A 13,784-nucleotide genomic window follows, 5' to 3' on the forward strand; every position below is an offset into this window, starting at 1 on the left:
CGAGGCGTACAATCTGCGCGCGGTCCGTCACCCGACGGGCCGCGCGCAGTCCGTTTCACTCGCTGCACCGCGTCGCCCGCCGTCCACCCCCCGACGGCGGTCCCCTCCGACGACAGGAGTCAGCGCCGTGCCGAACGGCCACGTTATCCGGGGCGCCCGCGTCGGGTCCGCGCCCCCACGTCCCCCCGAACGCCACCAGCCGGTCCCGTGCCGGTCGGTCAGCTACTGGTGCCGCAACGGGCACCGCACCGACATCCGGATCGTCGCCGACGTGGTGGCCCCGACCGTCTGGGACTGCCCCCGCTGCGGGCTGCCCGCCGGTCAGGACGCCCAGGATCCGCCGGGCCGGGCCCGGGCCGAGCCCTACAAGACCCACCTGGCGTACGTGAAGGAACGTCGTACCGACGCCGAGGGGGAGGCGATCCTCGCCGAGGCTCTCGCCGCGCTACGCCAGCGTCGCGGCAGCCGAGGCTAGGCCCTCGACGTGCCCGGGCGAGGCCGGCGGGGCAGGCGAGCGCCGACCGCGCCGTGGCTCGCGGCTCGTCTCCGGCGGCCACCGCCCCCTGAACCGCGTCGACGTCTCGGTCAGCGCAGGCTGCGGAAGCGGGCCGGCAGATCGGCCGCCGCGGCCCGGTCCAGCAGCCAGAGGGTACGCCCGGTGCCCTGCACGCCGGCCGCCGGCACCTGCACCGGGCCGGCACCGGCCAGCGCCATGCCGACCGCGTGGGCCTTGTCGCCGCCACCGGCCACCAGCCAGACCTCCTCGGCGGTGTTGATCGCCGGGAGGGTGAGGGTGATGCGTACCGGTGGCGGCTTCGGGCTGCCCCGCACCGCGCTTACCGGTCGGCTCTCGTAGTGGACCGGGTGTTCCGGGAAGACCGAGGCCACGTGCCCGTCCTCGCCGACACCGAGCATCAGCACGTCGAAGTGGGGCAGCACGGCCGTGCCGGGCCGGGCCGCCCGGGCGAGTTCGGCCGCGTACCGGGCGGCGGCCTCCTCCGGGTCGGCACCGCCGTCCGAGGCCGGCATGGCGTGGATCCGGGCCGGGTCCACCGGCAACGCGTCGAGCAGCGCCGCGCGGGCCTGGGTCTCGTTGCGCTCCGGGTCGCCGGAGGGCAGGAACCGTTCGTCGCCCCACCAGAAGTCGACCCGGGACCAGTCGACCGCGTCCCGGGCGGGCAGTGCGCCCACCGCCCGGTAGACCGCCGCAGCGATCCGACCGCCGGTGAGCACCACCGACGCCTGGCCACGTTCGGCCTGGGCGTCGAGCAGCCGCACCACCAGTCGGGCCGCGACCGCCTGCGCCAGCAGGTCGGCGTCGGCGTGGACGGCGACACTCGCCTCACTCATGGTGTCCTTCCGCGACCGCCGGGCGGTCGATGTCGTGCGTACCGGAGGGGTGGGAGGATCAGGAACCGCTGTTCGTCGTGGCGTGCGCGGTGACGCCGGCCTCGGCCCGCTGGGCGGTGGCCGGGTCCTTCCAGACGTGCACCCGCTGGCTGGGCCGCCGGTCCAGGTTGGTCAGCCCGGCGAAAGCGCCCAACGCCTCCGCGTACACCTGGTCGGAGCCGAGCCTGCGCAGCTCCTCGGCCAGCTCGTCGCCGAGCGGCCGGCGCACCAGCGGCAGGACCCGATCCTCCTGGCCGGTACGCCGGAAAGTGGCCACGCTGTCCTCGCGGGTCAGCATCAACTCGTCGCCGTTGGCACAGCGCAACTGGACCTCCCGCATCCGGGGAAACTCCCGGGTCCGGTCCCAGCGCGGCTTGATGCCGAGCCGGCTGCGCAGCCAGCCCCGCATCAGCGCGGCGGTCGGGTCGGTCGGCGGTGCGACCACCGCCGCCTCGGTCAACTGTGCGTCCGTCGTGTCGAACGCACCGGCCACCAGGGTGCGCCACGGCGTGATCCTGGTCCAGGCGAGGTCGGTGTCGCCGGAGACGTAGTCGCGAGCCCGCTGCCGCAGCGCCGCGATCGGGTCGGCGGCCTGTGCGGAGTCGGTGATGCGCCGGTCGGCCACCACACCGAGGAAGTCGGTGGCGATCTCCTCGGGCGGTTCACCGTGCCACCAGGTGACCACCGGCACGTCCGGCACCAGCAGCGGCATGACCACGGACTCGGCGTGCAGCGCCAGTCTCCCGTACATCCGCATCACCACGGCCTCGCAGGGGCCCAGCCGTCCGCCGACGACGATCTCGGCGTCGAGCCGGTTGCGATCCCGGTCCACGTCGGAGCGGACGACCACCAGCAGCCGGCACGGGTGCGCGGCGGCGGCGATGGTGGCCGCCGCCTCCGCCTCGCGGACCCGCTTCTCGTCGACCACCACGATCAGGGTCAGCGCCATGCCGCTGGCCACCCCGCCCGCGCTGCGTCGTTCCGCGGCGAGCGCCTTGACCACCTCGTTGCCGGTGGTGTCCCACAGTCCGATCACCGCAGCCTCCTGCTTCGCTCGCTCCGCTCGCTCACGCCGCCGCCTCGCTCCGCTCACCGGCGGCGCGAGGCGCGGCGCTACTGAGCCCGATGGTTCGCTCGCTCACGCCCGCCGCCAGGCCCGGCCCTCGCGGGCCAGCATCTCGTCGGCGGCCCGGGGGCCCCACTCGCCGGACCGGTAGGGCTCGGGCTTGGTGCCCTCCCAGGCGTGCTCCAGCGGGTCCACCACGGCCCAGCTCTGCTCGACCTCGGCGGCGTCCGGGAACAGCGTCCGGTCGCCGATCAGCACGTCCAGCACCAGCCGTTCGTACGCCTCCGGGCTGGACTCGGTGAACGCCTCGCCGTACTGGAAGTCCATCGCGATGTCGCGGACCTCCATCGTGGTGCCGGGCACCTTCGAACCGAACTTGAGCACCACGCCCTCGTCCGGCTGGACCCGGATCACCAGTTGGTTGTTGCCGAGCATCTCCATGTCGGCCGGCGTGAACGGCAGGTGCGGCGCCTGCTTGAACATCACCGCGACCTCGGTGACCCGCCGTGGCAGCCGCTTGCCGGCCCGGATGTAGAACGGCACCTCCGCCCACCGGCGGTTCTGGATGCCCAGCCGCACCGCCACGTACGTCTCGGTGGTCGACGTCGACGGGACGCCGTCCTCCTCCAGGTAACCTCGGGCCCGCTGTCCGCCGACCCAGCCGGGCAGGTACTGACCGCGTACCGTGCCCTCGGTGACATCCTTCGGCAGCGTGATGGCCTTGAGCACCTTGAGCTTCTCGGCCCGGATCTCGTCGGCGTCGAAGCTGGTCGGCTCCTCCATCGCCACCAGGGCGAGCAGTTGCAGCAGGTGGTTCTGCAACACGTCGCGGGCGGTGCCGACCGAGTCGTAGAAACCCGCCCGGCTGCCGATGCCGACGTCCTCGGCCATGGTGATCTGCACCGAGTCGACGTACTGCGAGTTCCACAGCGGTTCGAAGAGGCTGTTGGCGAAGCGCAGGGCGAGGATGTTCTGGACCGTCTCCTTGCCCAGGTAGTGATCGATGCGGAAGACGTCCTGCCGGGTGAAGACGTCGTCGACCAGGTCGTTGAGCGCCTTGGCCGAGGGCAGGTCGTTGCCGAACGGCTTTTCCACCACCACTCGGCGCCAGCCGCCGCACTTCTCGTTGTCGGCCATGCCGGTGCGGGCCAACTGCTTGAGCACCACCGGAAACGCCGTCGGTGGGATGGAGAAGTAGAAGGCCGCGTTGCCGTGGATGCCGTGGCTGTCGCGCAGACCGTCCAGGCAGCGCGCCAGATTGTCGAAGGCGGTGTCGTCGTCGAACGACCCACCGACGAACTTGATGTTGTGTTCGAGCCGCGACCACACCTCCTCCCGCCACGGTGTCCGGGAGTGGGCCCTGGCCGCCTCGCGGGCCAGCGAAGCGAAATCGCCGTCGCCCCAGTCCCGCCGGGCGAACCCGACAACCACGAAACCGGGCGGCAGCAGCCCCCGGTTGGCCAGGTCGTAGACCGCAGGTAGCAGTTTCTTCTGGGCCAGGTCACCGGTCACCCCGAAGATCACCAGAGCGCACGGCTCCGGAATTCGGGGTAAACGCCGATCCTGCGGGTCGCGCAGCGGGTTCACGCTGCCTCCTCGCTCCGCTCGTCCACGTCGTCCATCGTCATGCCCGTAGCGACCCACCGCGCCGAGCGGGTCGGGCCGGGTCCGCCGACCGTCCGGCCGGATGCCGGTGCGGCAGCGGACGTCGCCGACCGGCCAGGGGTGCCGGCCACCGCCGGCGACTCCCCACAGGAGTACGGGTTTCCGGGCACCGGTAGATCAACGTCGACCGTACCGGTTGTCTGAAGAAAGCTACCCACCTGCGAACCGTTCGCGTAGCACCACCGACCCACGCCGCCACCCGGTGCAGGTGGCGGCGTGGGTGCTGCCGGACGGCACCGTCACGCATTTCCTCCGGCGCGCGCGGCGGCGTCGGCGTTGCCACGGGCGGCGTCGCCGGGACTGCTGCTGCCCTGACCGGCGGCGGCCAGCGACTTGCGGACGCCGTCGAGCAGTTCCTGCCAGCTCGCCTCGAACTTCTCCACGCCCTCCCGCTCCAGGGTGGCGATCACGTCGACCAGGTCCACGCCCACCGACTCCAGGGCGGCGAAGACCTTCCGGGCGTCGTCGTACGCGCCGGTGACGGTGTCCGGGTGCGTCTCGCCGTGCTCGGCGTAGGCGTGGATGACCGGCTCCGGCATGGTGTTGACCGTGCCGGGGGCGATCAGCTCCTCGACGTAGATGACGTCCCGGTAGTCGGGGTTCTTGGTCGAGGTGGAGGCCCACAGCGGACGCTGCGGGTGGGCACCGGCGTCAGCCAGCGCCCGCCACCGGTCGGTGGCGAAGACCTGGCTGTAGCGCTCGAACGCCAACCGGGCGTTGGCCACCGCCGCCTTGCCGCGCAGCGCCTTGGCCTCGGTGGAGCCGATCTTCTCCAGCCGGGCGTCGACCTCGCTGTCGACCCGGGAGACGAAGAACGAGGCCACCGAGCCGATCGTGCTCAGGTCGTGACCGTTCGCCTTCGCCTGCTCCAGCCCGGCCACGAACGCCTCCATCACCTCGGAGTAGCGGTCCAGGCCGAAGATGAGCGTGACGTTGACGCTGATCCCCTCGGCCAGCGCCGCAGTGATCGCCGGCAGACCGGCCTCGGTCGCCGGGATCTTGATGAACAGGTTCGGCCGGTCGACCAGCCACCACAGCGCCCGGGCCTCGGCCACGGTGCGCTTCGAGTCGTGGGCCAGTCGCGGATCCACCTCGATGGAGACCCGGCCGTCGACACCCGCGCTGGCGTCGTACGACGGGCGCATCACGTCGCAGGCCCACCGCACGTCGTACGTGGTGAGCATGCGGACGGCCTCTTCCACGTCGACGCCCCGGGAGGCCAGATCCCGAAGCTGCCAGTCGTACTCGTCGGCGTCGCTCAACGCCTTGGCGAAGATGGTCGGGTTGGTGGTGACCCCGACCACGTGCTTGTCCCGGCGCAGCTGGTCCAGCCCGCCGGAGTTCAGACGTACCCGGGATAGATCGTCGAGCCAGACCGCCACTCCCGCGGCGGTCAGCTCGCCCAGCCTGTCGGTCGTCATGTACGCCAACGCCTCCCTCAGTTGCCGGTCCTGGAACCGGTGATGTCGCCGGCCCGGGTCAGCGCCGCGTGCGCGGCGGCGACGATCCGGTCCGGGGTGAAGCCGAACTGCTCGAAGAGCACGGAGTGCGGGGCACTCGCGCCGTAGTGCTCCAGGCTGACAGTCTCGCCGCAGTCGCCGACGATGCCGCGCCAGGACATCGCGATGCCCGCCTCCACGCTCACCTTGGCCTTTACCCCGCGTGGCAGCACCGACTCCCGGTACGCCTCGTCCTGCTCGAAGAACCACTCCTGGCAGGGCATGGACACGACCCGGGTGGGGGTGCCGTCGGCCTCCAGCCGCTCCCGGGCGGTGAGGCAGAGCTGCACCTCGGAGCCGGTCCCGATGATGATCACCTCGGGCTTGCCGTTGGACGCCTCGGCCAGCACGTAGCCGCCCTTGGTGACTCCCTCCGCGCCGGCCAGCTGCGTGCGGTCCAGCGTCGGCAGCGCCTGCCGGCTCAACGCCAACGCGGTCGGCCGGTCGGTGTGCTCCAGGGCCTGCCGCCAGGCCCAGGCGGTCTCGTTGGCGTCGGCCGGGCGGACCACGTCCAGGCCGGGAATGGCCCGCAGCGCGGTCAGGTGTTCCACCGGCTGGTGGGTCGGGCCGTCCTCACCGAGACCGATGGAGTCGTGCGTCCAGACGTAGACCACCGGCAGCTTCATCAACGCGGCCAACCGGACGGAGGGCCGCATGTAGTCGCTGAACACCAGGAAGGTGCCGCCGTACGGGCGGGTGCCGCCGTGCAGGGCGATGCCGTTGAGGATCGCGCCCATGGCGTGCTCGCGGATGCCGAAGTGCAGCGTCCGGCCGTACTCGTGGCCGGGGAACTCCTTGGTGGCGTACTGGCTGGGGACGAAGGAGGGCTCGCCCTTCATCGTGGTGTTGTTGCTCTCGGCCAGGTCGGCGGAGCCGCCCCACAGCTCGGGCAGCACCGGCGCGAGCGCGGCCAGCACCTTGCCGGAGGCGGCCCGGGTGGCGACACCCTTGGCGTCGGCGGGGAACTCCGGCAGGGCGTCGGCCCAGCCCTCGGGCAGCGTCCGGCCGGCCAGCCGGTCGTAGAGGGCGCGGCGTTCCGGGTTGGCCTTCGACCACGAGTCGAAGCTGGTCGTCCACTCCTGCTGCGCGGCCTCGCCACGCCGCAGCGCCGACCGCGTGTGGCCGAGCACCTCCTCGGTGACCTCGAACGTGCCGGCCGGGTCGAAGCCGAGGACCTCCTTGGTGGCGGCCACCTCGTCGGCGCCCAGCGCCGAGCCGTGGATCTTGCCGGTGTTCTGCTTGTTCGGTGCCGGCCAGCCGATGATGGTGCGCAGCGCGATGAACGACGGGCGGGCGGTCTCGGCCTTGGCGGCCAGCAGCGCCTGGTACAGCTCCTCGACGTTCTCGTGGTAGTCGCCCTTTTCGGCGTCGCCGCGCCGCCAGTCGACCGTCTGTACGTGCCAGCCGTACGCCGCGTAGCGGGCCGCGACGTCCTCGCTCAATGCGATGCGGGTGTCGTCCTCGATCGAGATCTCGTTGTCGTCGTAGATCACGCAGAGGTTACCCAGTTGCTGGTGCCCCGCGAGGGCACTGGCCTCGTGGCTGATGCCCTCCTCGATGTCGCCGTCGGAGGCGATGCACCAGATGTGGTGGTCGAAGGCGGACTCGCCGGCCTCGGCCTCCGGGTCGAACAGGCCGCGTTCGCGCCGCGCCGCCATCGCCATGCCGACGGCGTTGCCCAGGCCCTGCCCGAGCGGGCCGGTGGTGGTCTCCACACCGGGGGTGTGCCCGTGCTCGGGGTGCCCCGGGGTCAGCGAACCCCACTGCCGCAGCGACCTGAGGTCGTCCAGGCTGAGCGGGTAGCCGGCGAGGAAGAGCTGGATGTACAGCGTCAGGCTGGAGTGCCCGGCGGAGAGCACGAAGCGGTCCCGGCCGGGCCAGTTCGGATCGGCGGGGTTGTGCCGCATCACCCGGTTGAACAGCAGGTACGCCGCGGGGGCGAGACTCATCGCGGTGCCCGGGTGGCCGTTGCCGGATTTCTCCACGGCGTCCATGGCCAGTACGCGGACGGTGTCCACGGCACGGCGGTCGAGATCGGACCAGTCAAGTGCGGGGTGCGCGGGTCGGTTGGCAGCCACGGTGGTTTGTGCTCCTCGGCGAGATGGGCGGAACCCTCACTGGTGACCCTATCGAGCGCGGCTAAACGTGCGCCCGAGGATCTCAGCATGCTGGTCTGTACGTTTCGGGTGCGCTTCGCGGTTCAGCCTCGCCGCCGGCCCGCCCGCCAGCCTCCGTGCCGGCCTCCGGTGTGACGACTGGCACCGTTACCGGGTCGCCCGGGCAGCCAAAACGACGACGCGTAGTGTGTGGGTCGGTGTGTGGACCCGAGTCGGTCCGGCCGCCGTGACCTCCCCTCCCGACGCCGGAAGGTGGCAATCCGTGAGCATGATCACCGAGCGCCCCGTCAGTAACCCTGCCGGGCAGACGCCGGTGCGTACGGCCGGGGAGACCCCAGCCCGCCCCCGCGACCTGCGGGCGGTGGTGGCGGCGTACGTGACGCTGACCAAGCCGCGGATCGTGGAGTTGCTGCTGGTCACCACGGTGCCGGCGATGATGCTCGCGCACGGCGGGTTGCCGTCGCTGTGGCTGGTCGCGGTGGTGCTGGTCGGCGGCTCGCTCGCGGCGGGCGCGGCCAGCGTGCTCAACTGCTACATCGACCGGGACATCGACCAGTTGATGCGGCGGACGAAGCGACGGCCGCTGCCGGCGCACACCGTGACGCCCCGGAACGCGCTGATCTTCGGCCTGGTGTTGGCGGTGGTCTCGGTCGCCTTGATGGCGGTCTTCACCAACCTGCTCGCCGCCGGGCTCACGCTGGCCGCGATCGTCTACTACGACGTCGTCTACACCCTGTGGCTCAAGCGCACGACGACGGCGAACACCTTCTGGGGCGGCGCCTGCGGTGCCGCGCCGGTGTTGATCGGCTGGGCGGCGGTGACCGGCTCGCTGTCGCCGGTGGCGTGGGCGCTGTTCGGGGTGGTCTTCTTCTGGCAGATGCCGCACTTCTATCCGCTGGCCATGAAGTACAAGGACGACTACGCGCGGGCCGGCATCCCGATGCTCCCGGTGGTCGCCTCGGTCCGGCGGGTCAACGCCGAGATCGTGCTGTTCGCCTGGCTGACCGTGTTGACCTCGCTGGCCGTGTGGGCGTTGGGGCTGAGCGCGGTCTACGGCGTACCGACGCTGGTGGTCGGCGTGATCTTCCTGGCTGAGGCGCACCGGCTCACCGGGCGGGCCCGTCGGGGGGAGCCGGTCAAGCCGATGCGGTTGTTCCACTGGTCGACGTCGTACCTGACCATCGTCTTCGCCGCCGCGGCTCTCGACGCCCTGCTCTGACGGCTGACCGCGCCGGGATCTCCCATCCCTCGGACCCGCCCGCTTGGTGGCGTTTTGCGCTTTGATTGACCCGGTTTAGTGCTGATAAATACGGGCGAAACGTCTTTGCTCTTCCTTAAACCTGTGGGTAATGGGCATCACAAAAGGTTGATGGTTCTCGCCCGTCCGAGTGCATCTCTGCTTAGTCTTCACGTTATGGCAGATGGTTCCGATACGACGCTGACGGCTGATCAGACCGCCTCCGGGCAGGCCTCCAACGGGCTGGTCGCGGGCATCAGGTCGTTTGCCGCCGAGCATGGCGGGGCGAAGGCGGTCATCGAGTACGTCGGCAAGCGCGGTGCCCGCATCGTCCTGGTGGGCTCCGACGGCGCGTGGGGCGACCAGTTCGCCGAGGACACGGTGACCGCTCGTGAGGCCTGTGCGCAGGCCGGGGTCGCCGTGGAGAACGCCTGGGAACGGGAACTGATGGACCAGATGCGCCCGAGCAACGACCTGTGGCGCTCGATGGCCCGGCGCACGATGGCCCGTTGAGATAATTGACCGATCACCACCAGTCGACCCGGGGGAAACCCCGGGTCGCTCTCATTACCTGCGCCGAACTGGCTGACCTGCACGAAGACGATCGTCTCGTGGTGGCCCCGTTGGCCGCGCGGGGGATCGTCGCCGAATCCGTCGTCTGGGACGACCCGGCGATCGACTGGGCCCGCTACGACCTGGCCGTACTCCGCTCGCCCTGGGACTACATGTTCCGCCGGGACGAGTTCGTCGCCTGGGCCGCTCGCGTACCGCGGCTGCTCAATCCGGCTGACGTGGTGCGCTGGAACACCGACAAGCGCTACCTCGACGAGCTGTCCGCGGCCGGCGTGCCCACCGTCCCCACCAGCTGGGTGCTGCCCGTCGAGCCGTGGCAGCCGCCCGCCGATCGTGGTGAGTACGTCATCAAACCGGCCGTGAGCGCCGGCAGCCGGGGTACCGGCCGCTACGACCTGGCCGACCCGGCGCACCGGGACCTCGCGGTGGCCCACGTACGTCGGCTCGTCCTGGCCGGTCGGGTGACCATGGTCCAGCCGTACCTGACCGCGGTCGACACCGTCGGTGAGACCGCGCTGCTCTTCCTCGCCGGCCCGGCCGGGCTGACCTTCAGTCACGCCATTCGCAAGGGGCCGATGCTGACCGGGCCGGAGCAGGGTGACGACGTGCTGAACGGGGCCGAGGAGACCACCGCCCGCACCGCCCAGCCGGCGCAGCTCGCCGTCGCCGCGCAGGCCCTCGCGGCGGTGCCCGGCGGGCCCGAGCGCCTGCTCTACGCCCGGGTCGACCTGATCCCCGGCCCCGACGGCAACCCGGTCCTTGTGGAGCTCGAACTGACCGAACCCTCACTCTTCCTCGCCCACGCCGCCCACGCCCCCACCCGCCTCGCCGACGCCATCCTCACCCACCTGTCCCACCCCACCCCTTCTCGTTGATCATGAGGTTGACGGCGATCTCGATCTTCTGAAGTGCCGCTAACGTCATGATCAACGAGAAGATCGGGCGGGGGTGCGGGTGGGGGCGGGGGTGGGGGGTTGGGGGAGTTGGGTGGGGTGGCGTTCGTGGGTCGACCAGAGCACGGCGAGGGTGGCGAGCCAGACCAGGCAGGAGCCGAGCATGTGCAGGCCGACCAGCAGCGCCGGCAGGTTGGTGAAGTACTGCACGAAGCCGATCAGCCCCTGACCCAGCTCGACCAGGAGCAGGGTCAGCGCGGCGCGCGCCGGTGCGCCGACCGCGCGCAACGCCAGCCACAGGCCCACGGTCAGGCCGACGAGCAGGAACACCAGGTCGGCGTGGATCTGGGAGACCGTCTGTGGGTCCAGGCCGTTGCGGACGGCGTCGGCGTCGCCGGCGTGCGGGCCGCTGCCGGTCACCGCCACCCCGACGACGATGACCGCCGCGCTGGCCGCCACGGTGATCCAGGTCAGCGACCGCAGTGCCGGCGGCACCACGGGAACCTTGCGGCCGTCCGGCTCGCTCACCCGGCGCCACAGGGCGTACGCGACGAGCAGCAGCAGCATCGACACCACGAAGTGAATGCCCACGATCGAGGGATGCAACTGGGTGCGGACGGTGATCCCGCCGATCACCGCCTGCGCCACGATGCCGAGCACGACGGCCAGCGCCAGCGGCACCACACCGCGCCGCCGGGGCCGGTACGCGAGCACGGCCAGCAGGGTGGCGCCCGCGATCAGCACCAGCACGAAGGTGAGCAGGCGGTTGCCGAACTCGATCGCCCCGTGCATGCCCATCTCGGCGGTGGCGGTGTACGACTCGTCGGTGCACCGGGGCCAGGTAGGGCAGCCCAACCCGGAGGCGGTCAACCGCACCGCCCCGCCGGTGACGACGATCGCGGCGTTCGCGACGATGTTGGCGAACGCCAGCCGACGCAGCAGGGTGATGGAGACCAGGGAGCGGTCGGGTCGCTTCACGAGGCGAATCCTACGCAACGTAGTTGTCGCCGATCGGGTGACTCCGCCCGTGCGGTGGTTCGGATCACCGGGGTCACGTTTGCGGGCCCTGATTGAATTACGTAACGTGGGCGTTGTGAAAAAGGCGGCGGGGCTCACCGGGCACCAGCCGACGGCCGGTTCGGTCGCCGGCCGGTCGCTGCCCAGCGCCAGCGTCACGCCTGCTCAGCCGGCTCCGGTCGGCACGCTCGCCGGTGAGCCGTCGACCCGGGACCGGGTCACCCTGCTGCTCCTGGAACGGCGCGCCGCCACCGCCGCGCAGTTGGGCGACGCACTCGGGCTCAGCCCGGCGGCGATCCGCCGGCACCTGGACGCGATGCTCGCCGACGGTGACGTCGTGGCCCGTGAGCAGACCGTACGCGGTCACCGCGGGCGGGGCCGGCCGGCCAAGGTGTTCCTGCTCACGGACGCCGCCCGCAGTCGGTGTGGCACACACCACTACGACAACATGGCCACCGCGGCGCTGCGTTGGATCGCCCGCACCGGTGGTTCGCAGGCGGTGGAGCGATTCGCCGCCGAGCAGGTGGCCGCGCTGGAGACGCGGTGTCAGGCCGCCCTCGCCGACGCCAGCGACGATCCGATGGCCCGTGCCGAGGCACTCGCCGCGGCGTTGACCGCGGAGGGATACGCTGCCAGTGCCTCCACGATCGCCTCCGGCGGCCAGCTCTGCCAGCACCACTGCCCGGTGGCGCACGTGGCCGCCGAGTTTCCCCAACTGTGCGAGGCCGAGACCACGGTGATCTCCCGCCTGGTCGGCACCCACGTACAGCGCCTGGCCACCATCGCGCACGGCGACGGGGTGTGCACCACGCACATCCCGGGTTCGCCGCACGCCCAGTCCGGTAAGACCGTCACCACTGTGAGGACAGATAGATGACCGAGCAGATCGTCCAGCCCCTGACCCAGGAGGAGCAGCTCGCCGCCCTGGGCAACTACGAGTACGGCTGGGCCGACCCGGACGTCGCCGGAGCTTCGGCTCAGCGCGGCCTCAACGAGGCGGTGGTGCGGGACATCTCGGCCAAGAAGAACGAGCCGGCCTGGATGCTCGACCTGCGCCTGAAGGGCCTGCGGCTGTTCGAGCGCAAGCCGATGCCGGCCTGGGGCGCCGACCTCACCGGGATCGACTTCAACAACATCAAGTACTTCGTGCGCTCCACCGAGAAGCAGGCCGCCAGCTGGGAGGACCTGCCCGAGGACATCAAGAACACCTACGACAAGCTGGGCATCCCGGAGGCGGAGAAGCAGCGCCTCGTCGCCGGTGTCGCCGCCCAGTACGAGTCCGAGGTGGTCTACCACAAGATCCGTGAGGACCTGGAGGAGCAGGGTGTCCTCTTCCTCGACACCGACACCGCCCTCAAGGAGCACGAGGACGTCTTCAAGGAGTACTTCGGCACGGTGATCCCGGTCGGCGACAACAAGTTCGCCGCGCTGAACACCTCCGTGTGGTCCGGCGGCTCGTTCATCTACGTGCCGAAGGGTGTGCACGTGGAGATCCCGTTGCAGGCGTACTTCCGGATCAACACCGAGAACATGGGCCAGTTCGAGCGGACGCTGATCATCGTCGACGAGGGTGCGTACGTGCACTACGTCGAGGGCTGCACCGCGCCCATCTACTCCTCGGACTCGCTGCACAGCGCCGTGGTGGAGATCGTCGTCAAGAAGAACGCCCGGTGCCGTTACACGACCATCCAGAACTGGTCGAACAACGTCTACAACCTGGTCACCAAGCGCGCCGTGTGCCACGAGGGCGCGACCATGGAGTGGATCGATGGCAACATCGGCTCCAAGGTCACCATGAAGTACCCGGCGGTCTACATGACCGGCGAGCACGCCAAGGGCGAGGTGCTCTCGGTGGCGATGGCCGGCGAGGGGCAGCACCAGGACGCCGGCGCCAAGATGGTGCACGCGGCACCGCACACCAGCAGCACCATCGTGTCGAAGTCGATCGCCCGGGGCGGCGGCCGGACCTCGTACCGGGGCCTGGTGCAGGTGCTGGAGGGTTCGCACAGCAGCGCCAGCACGGTCAAGTGCGACGCCCTGCTGGTCGACACCATCTCCCGCTCCGACACCTACCCCTACGTCGACATCCGTGAGGACGACGTGTCGATGGGGCACGAGGCGACCGTCTCCAAGGTCAGCGAGGACCAGCTCTTCTACCTGATGAGCCGGGGCCTGAGCGAGGACGAGGCGATGGCGATGATCGTGCGCGGCTTCATCGAGCCGATCGCCAAGGAACTGCCCATGGAGTACGCGCTGGAGCTCAACCGCCTGATCGAGCTGCAGATGGAGGGCGCGGTCGGCTGACCCTGGCCGCACCAGAGCACCGGA

General features: G+C 70.8%; 12 protein-coding genes. 6 read left to right on the forward strand and 6 right to left on the reverse strand.

The genetic code is table 11. The features are described from left to right. Positions 1 to 127 precede the first annotated feature (127 nt). Entirely contained in the window at positions 128 to 475 is a 348-nt protein-coding gene (locus ACFY2A_RS14415; RefSeq protein ID WP_363924932.1) for an RNA polymerase-binding protein RbpA, read from the forward strand. A gap of 110 nt (positions 476 to 585) precedes the next feature. Here the strand turns inward: ACFY2A_RS14415 and pgl are convergent, their stop codons facing one another. The 5 genes from pgl to tkt all read right to left on the reverse strand — a co-directional run bounded on the left by pgl (position 586) and on the right by tkt (position 7,697). Further along, positions 586 to 1,350 (reverse strand): 6-phosphogluconolactonase, encoded by a 765-nt coding sequence (gene pgl / locus ACFY2A_RS14420; RefSeq protein ID WP_363924931.1) that lies wholly within the window; start codon positions 1,348 to 1,350, stop codon positions 586 to 588. Positions 1,351 to 1,408: 58 nt separating this feature from the next. Further along, entirely contained in the window at positions 1,409 to 2,425 is a 1,017-nt protein-coding gene (locus ACFY2A_RS14425) for a glucose-6-phosphate dehydrogenase assembly protein OpcA (RefSeq protein WP_387171678.1), read from the reverse strand. 102 nt (positions 2,426 to 2,527) lie between these two features. After that, entirely contained in the window at positions 2,528 to 4,042 is a 1,515-nt protein-coding gene (zwf, locus tag ACFY2A_RS14430) for a glucose-6-phosphate dehydrogenase (protein WP_387171680.1), read from the reverse strand. Between the two features lie 317 nt (positions 4,043 to 4,359). Beyond that, complete coding sequence (gene tal / locus ACFY2A_RS14435) at positions 4,360 to 5,541, reverse strand: transaldolase (protein WP_387171682.1); 1,182 nt, start codon at positions 5,539 to 5,541, stop codon at positions 4,360 to 4,362. 17 nt (positions 5,542 to 5,558) lie between these two features. After that, a complete protein-coding gene (tkt, locus tag ACFY2A_RS14440; protein ID WP_387171684.1) occupies positions 5,559 to 7,697 on the reverse strand; it encodes a transketolase in 2,139 nt (712 codons plus the stop codon). 301 nt (positions 7,698 to 7,998) lie between these two features. On the opposite strand from tkt, the gene ACFY2A_RS14445 reads away from it, so the two are divergent. From ACFY2A_RS14445 to ACFY2A_RS14455, 3 genes are all read left to right on the forward strand, one after another. Beyond that, positions 7,999 to 8,955: a heme o synthase gene (locus tag ACFY2A_RS14445; protein WP_387171686.1), complete on the forward strand. Its 957-nt coding sequence runs from the start codon at positions 7,999 to 8,001 to the stop codon at positions 8,953 to 8,955. Positions 8,956 to 9,150: 195 nt separating this feature from the next. Beyond that, positions 9,151 to 9,486 (forward strand): hypothetical protein, encoded by a 336-nt coding sequence (locus ACFY2A_RS14450; RefSeq protein WP_363924925.1) that lies wholly within the window; start codon positions 9,151 to 9,153, stop codon positions 9,484 to 9,486. A gap of 5 nt (positions 9,487 to 9,491) precedes the next feature. Beyond that, on the forward strand, positions 9,492 to 10,421 hold the full coding sequence (locus ACFY2A_RS14455) for a RimK family alpha-L-glutamate ligase (protein ID WP_387171688.1): 930 nt from the start codon (positions 9,492 to 9,494) through the stop codon (positions 10,419 to 10,421). Between the two features lie 51 nt (positions 10,422 to 10,472). Here ACFY2A_RS14455 and ACFY2A_RS14460 read toward each other — a convergent pair whose 3' ends face one another. Further along, complete coding sequence (locus tag ACFY2A_RS14460; RefSeq protein WP_387171690.1) at positions 10,473 to 11,417, reverse strand: heme A synthase; 945 nt, start codon at positions 11,415 to 11,417, stop codon at positions 10,473 to 10,475. 178 nt (positions 11,418 to 11,595) lie between these two features. Here ACFY2A_RS14460 and ACFY2A_RS14465 point away from each other — a divergent pair, with 178 nt between their 5' ends. Both ACFY2A_RS14465 and sufB read left to right on the forward strand, forming a co-directional pair. Continuing rightward, positions 11,596 to 12,333 (forward strand): helix-turn-helix transcriptional regulator, encoded by a 738-nt coding sequence (locus tag ACFY2A_RS14465; RefSeq protein WP_387171773.1) that lies wholly within the window; start codon positions 11,596 to 11,598, stop codon positions 12,331 to 12,333. Beyond that, complete coding sequence (gene sufB / locus ACFY2A_RS14470) at positions 12,330 to 13,760, forward strand: Fe-S cluster assembly protein SufB (protein WP_387171692.1); 1,431 nt, start codon at positions 12,330 to 12,332, stop codon at positions 13,758 to 13,760. Before ACFY2A_RS14465 ends, sufB begins: the two co-directional genes overlap by 4 nt. The last annotated feature ends 24 nt before the right edge of the window (positions 13,761 to 13,784 follow it).

Source organism: Micromonospora sp. NPDC000442, assembly GCF_042898635.1.
Classification (GTDB): domain Bacteria; phylum Actinomycetota; class Actinomycetes; order Mycobacteriales; family Micromonosporaceae; genus Micromonospora.